This is a genomic window from Aquabacter cavernae, from assembly GCF_003993795.1.
In the GTDB taxonomy this organism is placed as follows: Bacteria; Pseudomonadota; Alphaproteobacteria; order Rhizobiales; family Xanthobacteraceae; genus Aquabacter; species Aquabacter cavernae.
Window position 1 is genome coordinate 1,176,391 of sequence record NZ_RWKV01000008.1, and the last position, 15,149, is coordinate 1,191,539.

Here is a 15,149-nt window from a genome sequence, read left to right on the forward strand (position 1 = left end):
GTTTGGCCGGTTTGTGGCGGATTTCCCCACGGTCAGTAGCCGCGCGCCGCGTCCACCCGCTGGGCGATGGGCTCACCCGCCCGGATGCGGCGGATATTGGCGGCCACCTGGGCGCAGGCGGATTTCGGAATGGCCATGGAGGCGAGATGCGGCGTGATCAGCACCCCGTCCATGCCCCAGAGCGGGCTTTCCTGCGGCAGCGGCTCGGTCTCGAACACATCCAGCGTCGCCTCGGCCACATGGCCGGAGCGGAGCGCCTCCACCAGCGCTGCCTCATCGATGATGGGCCCGCGCGCCACATTCACCAGCTTGGCCCCGCGCGGCAAAGCGGCGAGGCGGCGGGCATCCAGCAGATGGCGCGTCTGCGGGGTGAGCGGCAGCATCACCACCAGGATCTCGTTGGCGGCGAGGAAGCCGTCCAGCGCCTCCATTCCGTTCACGCAGGCGATGCCCGGCAGGTCCTTGGGGCTGCGCGACCAACCGCTGACCCGGAAACCCTGCCGCGCCAGTTCCAGCGCAGCGGTGCTGCCCAATTCCCCGAGCCCCAGCACCCCCACCGAGATCTCGCCAGCGGTGCGCGGAGTGATGAAATGCCAGCGCCGCTCCCGCTGGGCGCGCTCGAAGGCGGGAATGTCGCGGGCATGGCGCAGCACCGCGAACAGCACGAAGGACGCCATCATGCGCGACATTTCCGGATCGGAGATGCGGGCGATGGGCACCTCCGGCAGATCGGGCCGGGCCAGCAGCGCATCCACCCCCGCCCCCAGATTGGTCACCAGCTCCAGATTGGGAAAGCGGGAGAAGAAGCCGAGCGGCGGCCTCCAGACCAGGGCATAGCGCACGTCACGGTCATCGCCCGGCGCGTTCGACAGGCGTATCTCCAGCCACGGCAGCTCGGCCTTGAGCGCCGCGATCCAGGGCTCGGGCGAATCGAGGTCGGAATGAAAGACGAGAGCTTCTGCCATGGGGACGGACCTGAAGGGACAGGACCCGCACGGGACGGGCCTGAAACGCGGACAATGGAAGGGCGCGGCCAGAGGTGCCGCTGCGGCGGGTTCACCGCATTCAGCCGCAGAGACCTGTTCCATTCAAGCGGGGTTGCCCGTTCCGGTCGGGCAGGATCCCCATTTCGCTGAAGCGGGGTGCAGAGATGTTCGGCAATACATGTCGTTGCGGAAGCAGCCCGAGGTCAGGCGCAAAACGGCCACCGGCTGAATGAAAAGCGGGACCGATCAAAGATCGGTCCCGCCAAAGCGCATGAACACATGGATGAAATCTACATGCGCACCAAAAGAACCAGACCAGCCCTCAAATCCGGGGTGCGCTGCCAACATTGCTTATGTTCATACGGCCCACTTACAAAAAAGACAACTCCTTTGATACCAAGCGAGAGCGCTGATATCATGGCTGTAATCTCCAACTCATGTGAAACACAATGATTGATGGACGGAAGGCGGCAAATCTTGTCATCGAAAAGCTTGAGCAAAAGGCTCAGAAATCTGTCGAGGAAGAAATCGATTTTATGAGGATGTCGGAGGCATTCATCCGTGATGCCCTCATCTTCATAGAAACTCTCGATGAAACTCTCCGTTCCAAGTCCCTCGGTTCCGTCGAGCGCACCCAGAGAGTGCTGCGCGAAACCAAGGTTCTTGAAGTTCTTCTTCGCGTAACCGTCCTGGAAAAGAAGAAGGTTCTGAAGTTCGGCGTCCATCGCACCAAGATCGTGGTGGGCGGACAGCGCGAATCGGACCAGGTCAGCCCCTCCGGGCCGGTCTATAGCCAGGAGCAGCTCATCGAATGGCTTTCGAGCCAGATCACGTCGATGCTCTAGGCACTTAATCGGTCCGCCCCGGCGGCGGCGGCGGACGGTATATCGCGGCGTCATGCCGCGCATGGCTTGCCCCTCTGGCAAGCCCCCTTTCGGGGGATCGGCCTGCAGGCGACGGCTTTGTCGCCCGGCACGCCGCTGATTCTGCCTCTGCCCTGCCAGACCTACCATATGTAGCGACTTGTTCCTGATTTGTTCCTATGGAATCCATAGAGCCCATTTCAGGAGACGGTTCATGCCCGACGCCCTCACTTCCGGCGCTCCCCAGCCCGGCCCCTCCGGGGCCCTGGATGCGCGTCCCTTCGATGTCTCCGAAACCGACATCGACGAGGCCCTGGCCGCCTGCGACGGCGATGCCCGCGCCACCATACGGGCGCTCCTCATCGGGCAAGCCTATCTGGAGCACGAAATGTCGCGCCGCGCCTCGCGGGCGGGCTTGGGTCCGGAATGCGCTCGCCCAGGGGTGTGAAAGACGGTCGGGCTGGGCGGAGACGAACCCGCCGGACGGCTGGAAAATGGTGCTCCGGAGTGTTTCAGCCTTTCATGGAAACGCTGAAACACTCACTCTCTTTTTTACGCATTTCCTTCACGCGAACCGCGTCACACTTCGCTTGGAAATGCTCACTCTCTTTTTTACGCATTTCCTTCACGCGAACCGCGTCACACTTCGCTTGGAAATGCTTTAGCGCCCCCTCCCCCTTCCCCGCCGCGTGCCCGAGCCTCAAGTCCGGACACAGGTGGCCCTTCGCCTTGGTCCGAAGGACCGGATTGTCCGGCGGGGACGCCATCGGGAAACCGGGAGGGAAGACCCGGACGGCATCGGCTCCCAATCCCACCAGCCCAATGTCCTTTCTTGCACCCTCGCTTTAACGTCTCTGGTCCCCATCCCGACCTCATCGTGCGCCATCGCCATCCCGTCGCCATGGGATGAAACAGTCGGAATCGGGAGCCAAAGGGCGTTCGGTCGAAACGCCCTTTGGACCGTTCTCGTGAAGCCTTCTCTCAGTGCCTTTTCTTCAGGCGCTCAGCCGGGGCGGGGTCGCGGAGCGGCTCGATGGCGGGAGGCAACGAGGCCGCCGGCGCGGTCAATGAAAGTCCCGCGATTTCGGCAGGATGCGGACCTGGCGTGGATGGCCCTGGCCGGAACGGCGCCCTGCCAGCATATGGCCCTGGCGCGGCTCCGCGCGCGCGCGCTCGTCAATCCCCGGATCCACTCTCGGACGGGCAATGGCGGCGGCGGTGTTGTGCTCCGGATCGTCGAACAGGCGGGCCAGTTCGCCGGAGCGGTCGTGGAGCCTCTCGGCCATCAGGTGGATGACGCCTTCCTTGCTCCGCTGCACGCGGCCTTCCACGAGGACGAGGCGCGCGCCCATCACCTGCGCCCGGAAGCGCTCGAACAGCCGGGCCCAGATCACCACATTGACGATGCCGGTCTCGTCTTCCAGCGTCATGAAGATGGCGTTCCCCTTGCCCGGCCGCTGACGCACCAGGACGATGCCGGCGGTGCGCACGAAGCTGCCGTCGCGCCTGGCCGCCGTCTCGGCGCTGCTGGCGATGCCTTCCCCCTGGAAGAGATCGCGCAGCATGCCCATGGGATGCCCCTTCAGCGACAGTCGCGTGGTCTGGTAGTCCACCGCGATCTGCTCGGGCAGGGGCATGAGGGGAAGCTGCGCATCCGGCTCCGCGCCGAGTTCGCGGGCCTGCGCCGCCGCAAACAGGGGCAAGGGCACGTCGTCCGGCAGGCGCCGGACCATCCAGGCCGCCTCGCGCCGATCCAATCCGAGGGAGCCGAAGGCATCGGCATCCGCCAGGCGTCGCAACGCATCGACGGGCAGCCGGGCGCGCATGGACAGCGCTTCCACATCGGGATAGCCCGCGCCCCGCGCGGCGGTGAGCTTTTCCGCCCACGCCGGACCGAACCCGTCGATCTGCCGCAGGCCGATGCGCAACGCGAGAGCCCCGTCGGGGCGGCGCTCCAGCGTGTTGTCATGGAAGCTGTGATTGATGTCGGCGGGCAAGATCTCCACGCCGTGCTCGCGGGCATCGCGCACGATCTGCGCCGGGGCATAGAAGCCCATGGGCTGCGCGTTCAGCAAGGCCGCGGCGAACACGGCAGGGTGGCGGCATTTGATGAAGGCGGAGATGTAGACCAGCTTGGCGAAGGAGGCGGCATGGCTTTCCGGGAAGCCATATTCGCCGAACCCCTTGATCTGCTCGAAGCAGCGCGCCGCGAAGGCCGGGTCGTAGCCGCGTGCGCTCATGCGTTCGATCAGCAGGGTCTGGAACCGCCCGATGGTGCCCAGATTGCGAAAGGTGGCCATGGCCCGGCGCAGCTTGTTGGCCTCCACGTCCGTGAATTCCGCCGCCACCATGGCCAGCTTCATGGCCTGCTCCTGGAACAGCGGCACGCCCTTCGTGCGCTCCAGCACACCGATGAGTTCATTGGGATCGTGCGGCGGCTTCGGCGAGGGATATGTCACCTTCTCGCTCCCCTCGCGGCGGCGCAGATAGGGATGCACCATGTTGCCCTGGATGGGCCCCGGCCGGACGATGGCCACCTGGATGACGAGGTCATAGAGCCGTCGCGGCTTCAGGCGCGGCAGCATGTTGATCTGTGCCCGGCTTTCCACCTGGAAAACCCCGATGGAATCGCCTCGGCAGAGCATGTCGTAGACATCGCTCTGCTCGCCCGGCACGTCGGCCAGGGCATAGTCCACGCCCTCATGCGTGCGGATCAGGTCGAACGCCTTGCGGATGCAGGTGAGCATGCCGAGCGCCAGCACATCCACCTTCATCAAGGCGAGCGTGTCGATATCGTCCTTGTTCCATTCGATGAAGGTGCGATCCTCCATGGCGGCATTGCCGATGGGCACCATTTCGTCGAGCCGGCCCTGGGTCAGCACGAAGCCGCCCACATGCTGCGAGAGATGGCGCGGGAAGCCGATCAGCCGGTTCGCGAACCACACCGCACGCCGGATGGAGGGATTGGAGGGATCAAGCCCGGCCTGTCCGATCTGGCCTTGCTCCAGCATGTCGCCCCAGCTTCCCCAGACCATGCCGGAGAGGCGCGCGGTGACATCCTCGGTCAGGCCCAGCGCCTTTCCTACATCGCGGATGGCGCTGCGCGGACGATAGGAGATGACCGTGGCGGCGATGCCGGCGCGGGCGCGGCCATAGCGCTCGTAAATGTATTGGATGACCTCCTCGCGCCGCTCATGCTCGAAATCGACATCGATATCGGGCGGCTCCCGGCGCTCGCGGGAGATGAAGCGGGCGAACAGCAGGTCGCTCTCGGCCGGATCCACGGCGGTGATGCCGAGCACGTAGCACACGGCGGAATTGGCCGCCGAACCGCGCCCCTGGCAGAGGATGCCCTTTTTCTCCGCGAAGCCGACGAGATCGTGGACGGTGAGGAAATAGGGCGCGTACTTCAGCTCGGAGATCAGCGCCAGCTCGTCCTGAAGCTGGCACTCCACCTTGGCGGGCACGCCCTTGGGATAGCGGATGGCGGCCCGTCGCCACACCATCTCTTCCAGCCAGCCCTCGGCCGTATAGCCGGGCGGGATGGGCTCCTCGGGATATTCATATCTGAGCTGCCCCAGCGAGAAGTCGATGCGGGCGAGGAAGTGCCCGGTCTCCGCCACGGCCTCCGGCGCGTCGCGGAACAGCCGGGCCATTTCCACGGGCGATTTAAGGTGGCGCTCCGCATTGGCCTCCAGGCGGCGGCCCGCGGCCTCGATGGTCGTGCCCTCCCGGATGCAGGTCAGCACATCCTGCAGGTCGCGCTGGGCGGGGTGGTGATAGAGCACGTCGTTCATGGCCAGCAGCGGCACGCCGGCGGCCGCGGCCAGCCCCTTCAGCTCCGCCAGCCGGCGATGGTCGTCGCCCCGTCGCGGCATGTCGGCGCCGAGCCAGAGGGAGCCGGGCGCCGCCTCCGCGAGCCGGGCGAGCGGTGGCGCAAGCCCCTCCATCGGGCGTGGCGGCATGAGGATGAGCGAGAGGCCGCCGGCATCGCTGAGCAGGTCGTCGAGAGTGAGGAGGCATGCGCCCTTGGCCGCACGCATATTGCCGATGGTGAGCAGCCGGCACAGCCGCCCCCAGCCCGCGCGGCTCTGCGCATAGGCCAGCACATCCGGCGTCCCGTCCGCGAAGACGAGACGCGCGCCCACCGCCAGATGGAAGGGCAGCGTCGCATCGGGGATGCCGATCTGCGTCCGCCACGCCTCTTCCGCCTCCTTCACCGCCGCATAGGCCCGCACCACGCCCGAGACGGTGTTGCGGTCGGCGATGCCCATGCCCGCATGACCGAGCCTGAGCGCCTCAGCCACCAGATTCCCGGCGGAAGACGCGCCCCGCAGGAACGAGAAGTTCGTCGTCACCGCCAGTTCGGCATAGAAGACGCCGCTCATGGAAAAAGCCCGTGCAGGAACCAGGCGGGCGGGCCGGGCTCGCGGTCATAGAGGCCGAGGCGGAACAGCCAGAAGCGGCGGCCCTGATGGTTTTCCACCCGGTAGTAATCGCGTGTCGGCGTGCCCTTCTCGCTTTGCCACCACTCCGCGGCGATACGCTCCGGCCCCTCGGCATGGACCACTTCATGCAGCACCCGGCGCCAGCGGAAGCGCAAGGGCGGGCCGTCCGGCACCTCGGCCAGCGCCTCGATGGGGTGCGGCGGGTCGAACATCATGAGGGGGCGGGCCAGCGGCGGGGCCGGCATCGGGCAGGCGGGTGGCGGCGGGGCGGTGGCCGATAAGAAACCGGCGGCGCGCTCGGGATCATGGCTGTCGCGCATCATGAAGCGCAGCACGCGATCCCGCCCCAGCCGGGCCACCAGCCGATCCACCAGATCGGCCACCTCTTCCTCCGCCACGGCACGGCCGTCCAGGCTCACCTGCGCCGGTGCCAGGGGTTCCAGGCGGAGCACGGCGAGCCGGATCAGATCGAAACCGAAGCCGGGGTCGAGCGGATCGGAGAGGGCGTCGAGCTTTTCCCGAAACAGCCGGGCCAGGGATAAGGGATCGCGGGAGGGCCGCGCGGTCTCGATGAGGATGCGCCGGACCGCACCGTCCGCCCGGAAAAACGCCGCCTCGAACACCCGGCCGCCCGCGCCGCGCGCCTCAAGCATGGACGAGAGGTCGTCGATCAGCAGGCCGAACGCGCCCTGTACGTCCTCGGCGCGTCCGATCGGCTCCGCGAAACGCCGCTCGGCGATGCAGGCCGGAAGGATGCGGCGTGGCACGATGCGCACATCCTCGTGCCCCAGCGTGCGGCGCAGCCGGGTCAGGAGGTCTTCGCCGAAGCGCGCGGCCAAGGGCGTGCCGGGGCGTGCGGCGAGATCGCCGATGGTCTTGAGCCCCGCGCGCGACAACCCGGTCACGCTCTCCCGCGACAGGCCAAGCGCGGAAATGGGCAGCGGCGCAACATGGTCCGCCTCTCGCCCGCACGGCACAACGCCGCCCTTGCCGAAGCGGGCGAGGGCGCGGGCCGCGTCCGGCGTACCGGCCACAACCGCGCGGAGCGTCAGCCCGTGTCCCTGGAGGTGGGTCGCCAGCCGCGCGCGCATCATCGCCTCGCCGCCGAACAGGTGCGCACAGCCGGTAATGTCGAGCACGAGCCCGTCCGGGCCGTCCAGGGCCACCAGCGGGGTCCAGCGGTCGCAATCATCGGCGATCCGCTCCAGCAAGGCGGCATCGGCGGCGGGATCATGATCGGCCACCACGAGGTCGGGAATACGGGCGCGGGCATCGGCCAGCGTCAGCCCCGGCGCGAGGCCGATGGCCTGCGCGCGCGGGGAGACGGCGGACACGCGCTGCGCGCCCTTCACCCGTTCCACAAAGACCAGTGGCGGCTCATCCGGCGCGGCGGAAGGGCCGGACGTCGGTGTGCCCCCCGCCTTGCGCCACCGTTCGGCCGGAAGGAACGGGAACCACAGCGCGAGATAGCGGGGCGAAGTCGCGGAAGGAACGGCTCTCATGGTCCCACTCCAGTTTCCAGGTGCGGCCCTGGAGGCCGCCGCGATGGCGCAGCAAGGTGGCGGCAAAGGCCGGGGCTCCGGGCGCGCCGGCTGCCAGCGGGGCGGAGACCAGGGGCCTCACCTGCCAGCGGGTCAGGGCAACGCTCGCCATGGGCCTGTCCGTCATGCGCAGCAGGAGCATGGTGACGCCGGATTCGCGCGCCCGGAGCGCCAGCCGCCGCGTCGCCGTGAGATCCAGCGCCTTCGGCTCCCCCCACGGCTCCAGCAGCACGGCACCCAGGGCCGGGCAGCGTGCCGCGTCACCGGCCGCGCGCAATGCCTGCTCGGCGTCGCGCACCCGCACCAGGATGATCTGCGCGGGATCGAGGCCGAGGCCGGCCACGCCCGGGGCATGAAGCGCCCCTGTTTCGGAATCGAGCATGTCCTGCCGCACCCAGAGGATGGGTTGCGCCATGTTTGCGTGCCTCACGCTGGCCCGCAGCGCCAAGGCCAGCGCGAAGCCGGACGCGGCCGGAATGTCGGCTCCGGCTGCAGCATGGACCTCGTGCAGGACACCTCGCGGCAGCCCATCGGCCAACTGGCCGTCCGCGCCCGCAGCCCCCAGGGTGAAAGTGGATGAAGCGCCGGGCAAATGCTCTGCCTCCAGCCCGGCAAGCACCCGCCTCAGCGCGGAAACGTCCTGTTCCACGGCCATATATGTTCCTGTTTTGTTCCTTTAAAAACGACTCAAACCAAGGGCAGAGTCAAGCGAACCATCGGAGCACGGAGGACAACAGGCGCAGCGCGATCCCGGCCGCCGGGTTGGCCGGCCGGCCGGTATGCCCGGCATGGCGATCGCACGGCTGGGAAAAGAGATGGCTGGGGCGCCTGGATTCGAACCAGGGGATGGCGGAATCAAAATCCGCTGCCTTACCACTTGGCTACGCCCCAACGCGGGCGCGGACCATAGGCGGGGCGCCGCGAAGACGCAACGCCCCCGTCCGCCGCGTCCTCAGTTTCCGGCAAAGCGCGGCGCGCGCTTCTCGGCGAAGGCGAGGCGGCCCTCGCGATAGTCGGAACTGGCATTGGCCAGCTGCGTGAGATGGCGCGCCTCGGTGAGGATGCCGCCCCCCACGCCTTCCGCCGCATGGATGGAGAGCTTGGCCGCCCGCAGGGTCAGCGGGGCATTCTCGGCGATGCGCGCAATGATCCGGTCGGCCAGCGCGTCCACTTCGTCGAGGCCCGCAATGTGGTCAATGCCGCCCAACTCATAGACGCGCCGCGCCGTGAGGCGTTCCGCCGTGAAGAACAATTGCCGGGCCGCATGGGGACCATAGGCGCGCACCAGACGGGCGACGCCGCGAGGATCGTAGCCGAGCCCGAGGCGGGCCGCAGGAACCGCCAGGAAGGCATCCTCCGCAGCCACCCGGATGTCGCAGGCGGCCGCCAACGCCGCGCCCGCACCCACGCAGGCGCCGCGCACCAGCGCCACCACGGGGCAGCCGAGCCCCTCGATGGCCGCGCAGGCGGCTTCCACCAGTTCGTCATAGGTCTGTGCGCCGGAGGCATCGGAGCGGGCCGCGCTGAAATCGGAAATGTCGGCGCCGCCCGAGAAGGCCAGGGTCCCCTCCCCCCGGATCAGGGTCACGCGCACGTCGCCCCGCCGGCCCGCTTCCGCCGCGAACTCGGACAAGGCGCGCCACATGGCGCTGGAAATGGCGTTGCGCCGCTCCGGATTGGACAGAACGAGACGGGCGATTCCGCCCTCAATGGTCACAGACACGTCGCCGGAAGACATGGTCCCTCCCTGGAGCGCGCGGACCAGACTGACTGCAACCTGATACGGCACCCTCCGCCGAGGCTTATAGGCGCAAGGCCGTGCGGAGAAAACATGGCAGATGCGCGAGATCCCGCGCGGCGGACGACGCAGGCGCCCTGGCCGGGCCGCTTTGGAGGGAGAGCGGAGCGATGCCGATCGGCACCGCCCCGCCTCCGCCAGGTGCCGGTCAGGGCATGGCACCTGGAGGACGGCGCATCCGGCGCCGGGCGGCCGGATGCGAAAGACATGAATGGCGGGAGCACCGCCTGCGCCGTCCTGTTTCCAGCGCGGGACGCGAAAACCTACGCGCGCGGGAAGCGGGACGGCGCACCGCCCCAAAGCGGCGGGCCTCTGCCTTCCCCAAGGGCCGCCCTCCCCGGCAGGGGACGCGGCCCGTTCGGAAAAACAGATCCGGCTCAATTGATACTTAACATTGCGCGAAATTGCAATTTTTCCGCGCATTTTCTGGATCCAAGATGTGGAAAACCCTTGACGTAACGGAATGATCCTCGGCTTTTGTCAGTCTTGCGACACTGGAACAGTCGCCTGCCCCACCGGCAGGAGGGGCGCGCGCGGCCGTATCCCAGGGCTCAGTCGCGGCGCAGGAGCATGTTGGCGCAGAAGCCCACCGCCAGCGCTCCGAAGGCGACGGCAAGGCCGTAGAGCCAGCCGTGCTCCTCGGAGAAAGTGGCCAGTTGCTGGCCGTAGCCGTCCTTGCGCACGGTCACGACCGTGGATGCCTCGGCGCGCATCTGCCCGTCCTCGAACAGCTTCACCGTCACCTCATAAGTGCCCACCGGCGCGCTGGCGGGAAGGTGGAAGGAGGTGCGGAACACGGACGGGGCCAGCAGGCTCACTCCGTTGGGCTCCTCCACATAGAGGCCATCGGCGGTCTTGATGCGCAGGAAGGCGAGGCGGAAGGGATCGTCCGCCACCACGTCCGCGAAGTCCGATCCCACCCGCTGGAGGAAGATGTTCCGGCTGAGGCCGATCTGCTCGCGCCGCAGCACGGCGGCGTCCGCGATCTCGCCGGCGGGCCGGTTGGTGGCCACCGCCAGCACCGCCGGGCTGTCCACGAAGGTGCGGCTGTCCGTGTTCACATACAGCCCAAACACGCGGGACTTGCGCCAGGTGACGAAGGTCTCCTGGGGGCCGCGCACGGTCACGGCGAAGTCGTAGCGATGCTCGCCGGGCGGCCGGTCCTCCACCACGCCGAACAGGACGAGGTCGGCGCCGGTGAAATTGGAGGTGATGAGCACCTGCGGCTGAGAAACCGACAGGACCAGCGTCTCCGCCCGCGCAGCCCCGGCAACGCAGAGCGCGCCCGCCAGAAGCGCCGGAGCGAGGAAGCGGCCCACGGCTCAGGCCCCCCGCTGGGTGATGGCGAACGGATCCGCCGGCGGGCGGGCGAGGTCGTAGCCCACGCGCAGGCCCACCGCCAGCACCAGCAACGCCAGGAGCAGGCGCAGATATTCCGCCTTCAGCCGCTGCCCCGCCCGCGCGCCGAACTGCGCCCCCACCGTGCCGCCCAGCATGAGGATGAGCGCCAGGACGGCATCCACGGTGCCGTTGAAGGCGGCGTGCAGGATGGTGGCCGCCGTCATGGTCACGAGGGTCATCACCAGCGAGGTGCCCACCGACATCTGGGTGGGCACGCGCAGCAGATAGATGAGGGCAGGCACCAGCAGGAAGCCGCCGCCGATGCCGAGCAGCGCGCCCAGGAAGCCGATGCCGAGGCCGATGGCCAGGATGGGGATGACCGAGACATAGATGCGCGAGCGGCGGAAGCGCACCTTCAGCGGCAGGCGCAGGAACCAGCCATGGGTACCGGGGCGGCGCACCGAAGTCTTCTTGCCGCCCCAGGCGCGCAGGATGAAGCGCAGGCTCTCCACCAGCATGAGCCCGCCCACGCCCGTGAGCAGCACCACATAGGCGACGCCGATGACCAGATCCACCTGCCCCCACAGGCGCAGCAGCGCGAACGCCCCCACCCCCGCCGCCGTGCCGGTGAGGCCGCCCGCCAGCAGGAAGCCGGACAAGGGCAGGTCGATAAGCCCCTTGCGCAGGTAGGAGAGCGCGCCGGAAAAGGAGGAAGCGGCCATATGGGCGGACACGCTCGCCACCGCCACCGCCGCCGGAACGCCGGTGAAGATGAGCAGCGGGGTCATGAGGAAGCCGCCGCCCACGCCGAACATGCCGGAGATGAAGCCCACGGCGAGGCCCATGGCGAAGATCGTGAAGATCGCCACCGGAATCTCGGCGATGGGCAGATAGATGGTCACGCGGAAGGCCGTTCGCGGATGAAGGCGTCTGGCATGTGTGGGGAGCACAGGCGCCCCACCAAGGCAAGCCAATTCCGCGCCCGCGCCCTCACCGCACGAAGCGCCAGAGGTCTGCGTCGCTCTCCTCGCGCAGGTCTCCGCGCGCCACCAGATGGCGCAGATGGGCCAGCGCCTCGCTGAGGCCGAAGCCGATCTGGTCGGCGGGCAGATTGCGGAACAGGACCTGCGTGGTCTCCATGACCGTGCGCGGGGTGGCGCAGAAGTCCATCAGCCGCCCGAGCCGCTCCTCGTGATGATCGCGCAGCGCCGTGATGCGGGCATCGGGGCCCGTGAAGGGATCGCCATGGGAGGGCAGGACGAGGGTATCGTCGGGCAGGCCCTCGAACTTGCCGAGGCTGGTGAGATAGGCGCCCAGCGGATCGGCCTCCGCATCGGCGGGATGGACGCCGATATGGGGCGTGATGCGGGCGAGGATCTGGTCGGCGGCGATCAGGATGCCGCGCTCGGCGCTGTAGAGGCACACCATTTCCGGCGCATGCCCCTCCCCCGTGATCACCCGCCAGGACGTGCCCGCCATCTGGAAGGTGTCGCCCTCGCGGATGGCGGTGTAGCTATAAGGCAGCGCGCCCACCCATTTGCGATAAAGCAGGCCGCGCTGGCGCAGGAAGGTGAGGAAGCTCTCCGGCGCGCCGGAGCGGACATATTGGGCGAAATAGGCATCGAGCGCCCGTTCGGGCGGGTCCGCCAGGATGAGGCGGGCCTGAAGCCATTCGACCCGGCTCATATGGATGGGCACGCCGATGCGCTCCGCGATCCAGCCGGCAAGACCCACATGGTCGGGGTGGAAATGGGTGATGAGGAGGCGTGTGACCGGCCGCCCCTCCAGCAGGGGATCGGTGAACACCGCCTCGAACAGAGCGCGGGTGCGCGCATCGTCCACACCGCAATCGATGAGGGTCCAGCCCTCCGCGTCCCGCAGCAGCCAGGCATTCACTTCCGTGGGCGGAAACGGCAGCGCGATCCTGATCCGAAGCAGTCCCGGCACAACCTCGGTGAGCCGGGGTGCATCCTCCACGCTGTCCGCCATCATCTAAGCCTTCCTTACGATCCATCCCGCTATAAAGCGGGACGCACCGCCGCGCCACCGTCCGGCAGCGTTTTCGAGGCGCGGGCTTTTCAGGCGCGGATCCTTCAGGCGAAAGCGCCTGCGAAAACCGTGGCGCCACCATCCGCCGCACCCACCGCCGCGCGGAACGGCGCGAACAGCTCGCGGCCCACGCCGTGATGGGAGGTGGAGAGGTCCACCGCGGCGGGCACGCGCCGGGCCCATTCATGGGCGTCCACCAGCACTTCCAGGTCGCCGGTGACCGCATCCACGCGGATCATGTCGCCATCGCGCACCTTGGCGATGGCCCCGCCGCGCGCCGCTTCGGGCGTCACATGGATGGCCGAGAGCACCTTGCCGGAGGCGCCGGACAGCCGCCCGTCCGTCACCAGCGCCACCTTCTGCCCGCGATCCTGCAGCACGCCCAGCGGCGGCATGAGCTTGTGCAGTTCCGGCATGCCGTTGGCGGCCGGCCCCTGGAAGCGCACCACGCAGATGAAGTCCCCGTCCAGCTCCTTCGCCTTGAAGGCGGCCTGCACCTCTTCCTGGGAATTGAACACCCGGGCCGGGGCGACGATGACATGGCGCTCGGGCGCAACGGCGGAACTCTTCACCACCGCCCGGCCGAGATTGCCGCCCATCACCTTGAGCCCGCCGGTCGCCTGGAAGGGCTCGGCCGCGCCGCGCAGGATGGCCGTGTCGCCGCTTTCGGACGCCCCCTCCCGCCACACGAGGCGGTCGCCCTCCTCCACGCCCGGCTCCTTCAGATAACCGTCGAGGCCGGTGCCCCAGACGGTCTGCACGTCATTGTGCAGCAGCCCCGCGCCCAGCAGTTCGCGGATCACATAGGCCATGCCGCCCGCCGCGTGGAACTGGTTCACGTCCGACTTGCCGTTGGGATAGACACGGGCGAGCAGCGGCACCTTCTCCGCGAGGTCCGAGAAATCGTCCCAGGTGAGCGTGATGCCCGCCGCCGCCGCCATGGCCACCATATGGAGCGTGTGGTTGGTGGAGCCGCCCGTGGCGTGCAGGCCCACCACCGCATTCACGAAAGCCTTCTCGTCCAGCATGCGCCCCACGGGCGTGTAGTGGTTGCCCAGCGCCGTGATGGCCAGCGCCCGCCGCGCCCCTTCGCGGGTCAGCGCGTCGCGCAGCGGCGTGTTGGGATTGACGAAGGAGGCGCCGGGCAGATGCAGGCCCATGATCTCCATCATCATCTGGTTGGTATTGGCGGTGCCGTAGAAGGTGCAGGTGCCCGGCCCGTGATAGGAGAGCGATTCCGCCTCCAGCAGCGCGGCACGGTCCACCTTGCCTTCCGCATAAAGCTGGCGGATGCGCGTCTTCTCGTCATTGGGCAGGCCGGACGTCATGGGCCCGGCGGGAATGAACACCGCCGGCAAATGCCCGAAGGCCAGCGCGCCGATGACGAGGCCGGGCACGATCTTGTCGCAGATGCCGAGGAAGACGGCGGCATCGAAGGTCTGGTGGGACAGCGCCACGGCGGTGGAGAGGGCGATGACCTCGCGGGAGAAGAGGCTCAGCTCCATGCCCGCCTCGCCTTGTGTGACGCCGTCGCACATGGCGGGCACCCCGCCCGCCACCTGGGCGGTGCCCCCCGCCTCGCGGGCGGCGGCGCGGATCAGCTCCGGATAGCGCTCATAGGGCTGGTGGGCCGAGAGCATGTCGTTATAGGCGGTGACGATGGCGAGGTTGGGCGTCGCCTCCTCCCGCAGGCGCTCCTTGTCCAGCGGGCCGCAGGCGGCAAAGCCATGGGCCTGGTTGGCGCAGCCCAGGCGCTGGCGCGGCGGCGTGTTCTGGCGCGCGGCCTCGATGCGCTCCAGATACCGGCTCCGCCCAGCCGCGCTCCGGCGCGCGATCCGCTCCGTGACCTCGCCGATACGGGCGTTCAAGCTGCCGAAATTGCTCATTAAAGCCTCCGCTCTGGCCGAACTGCCCCTCACGGGTGCATGTGGTGATGGATTCGCCGATGAAAAGGCACGTTATGGTCAGGAATAATCACTATTCGTGACGCCAATTGCGCCTTGAGCTATGCTCATTAGCCGAAGATAGTTCCACCGAACGGGGTCGGAGACGGCGCGAGGCGCCAAACAAGGTTGCGCATTCATCATGTCGTCGCATCCGGATGCTTTCTCTCGAGGCCAAAT

At 68.1% G+C, this 15,149-nt stretch carries 11 protein-coding genes and 1 tRNA gene; 2 read left to right on the forward strand and 10 right to left on the reverse strand.

The window, feature by feature from the left end:
* Window positions 1–32 precede the first annotated feature (32 nt).
* Complete coding sequence (locus EJJ38_RS10180) at window positions 33–965, reverse strand: 2-hydroxyacid dehydrogenase (RefSeq protein WP_127089953.1); 933 nt, start codon at window positions 963–965, stop codon at window positions 33–35.
* A 470-nt stretch (window positions 966–1,435) separates the two neighbouring features.
* Between EJJ38_RS10180 and EJJ38_RS10185 the strand changes: the two genes are divergently transcribed.
* A complete protein-coding gene (locus tag EJJ38_RS10185; protein WP_127089954.1) occupies window positions 1,436–1,831 on the forward strand; it encodes a hypothetical protein in 396 nt (131 codons plus the stop codon).
* Window positions 1,832–2,063: 232 nt separating this feature from the next.
* On the forward strand, window positions 2,064–2,297 hold the full coding sequence (locus EJJ38_RS10190) for a CUE domain-containing protein (RefSeq protein WP_245454173.1): 234 nt from the start codon (window positions 2,064–2,066) through the stop codon (window positions 2,295–2,297).
* Between the two features lie 616 nt (window positions 2,298–2,913).
* Here the strand turns inward: EJJ38_RS10190 and EJJ38_RS10195 are convergent.
* The 9 genes from EJJ38_RS10195 to edd form a co-directional block, all read right to left on the reverse strand.
* A complete protein-coding gene (locus EJJ38_RS10195; protein ID WP_127089955.1) occupies window positions 2,914–6,237 on the reverse strand; it encodes an error-prone DNA polymerase in 3,324 nt (1,107 codons plus the stop codon).
* On the reverse strand, window positions 6,234–7,658 hold the full coding sequence (locus EJJ38_RS10200) for a Y-family DNA polymerase (RefSeq protein WP_338021865.1): 1,425 nt from the start codon (window positions 7,656–7,658) through the stop codon (window positions 6,234–6,236). The genes EJJ38_RS10195 and EJJ38_RS10200 overlap by 4 nt, the downstream gene beginning before the upstream one ends.
* Window positions 7,659–7,674: 16 nt before the next feature.
* Window positions 7,675–8,493: an ImuA family protein gene (locus EJJ38_RS20615; protein ID WP_245454175.1), complete on the reverse strand. Its 819-nt coding sequence runs from the start codon at window positions 8,491–8,493 to the stop codon at window positions 7,675–7,677.
* A 161-nt stretch (window positions 8,494–8,654) separates the two neighbouring features.
* Window positions 8,655–8,729 (reverse strand) — tRNA-Gln (locus EJJ38_RS10205).
* A gap of 61 nt (window positions 8,730–8,790) precedes the next feature.
* Window positions 8,791–9,576 carry an enoyl-CoA hydratase-related protein gene (locus EJJ38_RS10210; protein ID WP_127089957.1) on the reverse strand — a complete coding sequence of 262 codons (786 nt, stop codon included), beginning with the start codon at window positions 9,574–9,576 and terminating at the stop codon, window positions 8,791–8,793.
* Window positions 9,577–10,187: 611 nt separating this feature from the next.
* Complete coding sequence (locus EJJ38_RS10215) at window positions 10,188–10,955, reverse strand: TIGR02186 family protein (protein WP_127089958.1); 768 nt, start codon at window positions 10,953–10,955, stop codon at window positions 10,188–10,190.
* Between the two features lie 3 nt (window positions 10,956–10,958).
* Entirely contained in the window at window positions 10,959–11,879 is a 921-nt protein-coding gene (locus EJJ38_RS10220) for a sulfite exporter TauE/SafE family protein (RefSeq protein WP_127089959.1), read from the reverse strand.
* Window positions 11,880–11,967: 88 nt separating this feature from the next.
* The gene (locus EJJ38_RS10225) at window positions 11,968–12,969 is read right to left on the reverse strand and encodes an MBL fold metallo-hydrolase (RefSeq protein ID WP_127089960.1); all 1,002 of its coding nucleotides are present in this window, start codon (window positions 12,967–12,969) and stop codon (window positions 11,968–11,970) included.
* A 101-nt stretch (window positions 12,970–13,070) separates the two neighbouring features.
* Window positions 13,071–14,912: a phosphogluconate dehydratase gene (gene edd, locus EJJ38_RS10230; RefSeq protein WP_127089961.1), complete on the reverse strand. Its 1,842-nt coding sequence runs from the start codon at window positions 14,910–14,912 to the stop codon at window positions 13,071–13,073.
* Window positions 14,913–15,149: the final 237 nt, after the last annotated feature.

What these genes read in the sequence shown, in the direction of transcription:
- EJJ38_RS10185 (WP_127089954.1), top strand. Translation starts at nt 1,436, where the DNA reads ATGATTGATGGACGGAAGGCGGCAAATCTTGTCATCGAAAAGCTTGAG.
- EJJ38_RS20615 (WP_245454175.1), bottom strand. Translation starts at nt 8,493, where the DNA reads ATGGCCGTGGAACAGGACGTTTCCGCGCTGAGGCGGGTGCTTGCCGGG.
- edd (WP_127089961.1), bottom strand. Translation starts at nt 14,912, where the DNA reads ATGAGCAATTTCGGCAGCTTGAACGCCCGTATCGGCGAGGTCACGGAG.
- EJJ38_RS10210 (WP_127089957.1), bottom strand. Translation starts at nt 9,576, where the DNA reads ATGTCTTCCGGCGACGTGTCTGTGACCATTGAGGGCGGAATCGCCCGT.
- EJJ38_RS10180 (WP_127089953.1), bottom strand. Translation starts at nt 965, where the DNA reads ATGGCAGAAGCTCTCGTCTTTCATTCCGACCTCGATTCGCCCGAGCCC.
- EJJ38_RS10190 (WP_245454173.1), top strand. Translation starts at nt 2,064, where the DNA reads ATGCCCGACGCCCTCACTTCCGGCGCTCCCCAGCCCGGCCCCTCCGGG.
- EJJ38_RS10195 (WP_127089955.1), bottom strand. Translation starts at nt 6,237, where the DNA reads ATGAGCGGCGTCTTCTATGCCGAACTGGCGGTGACGACGAACTTCTCG.
- EJJ38_RS10225 (WP_127089960.1), bottom strand. Translation starts at nt 12,969, where the DNA reads ATGATGGCGGACAGCGTGGAGGATGCACCCCGGCTCACCGAGGTTGTG.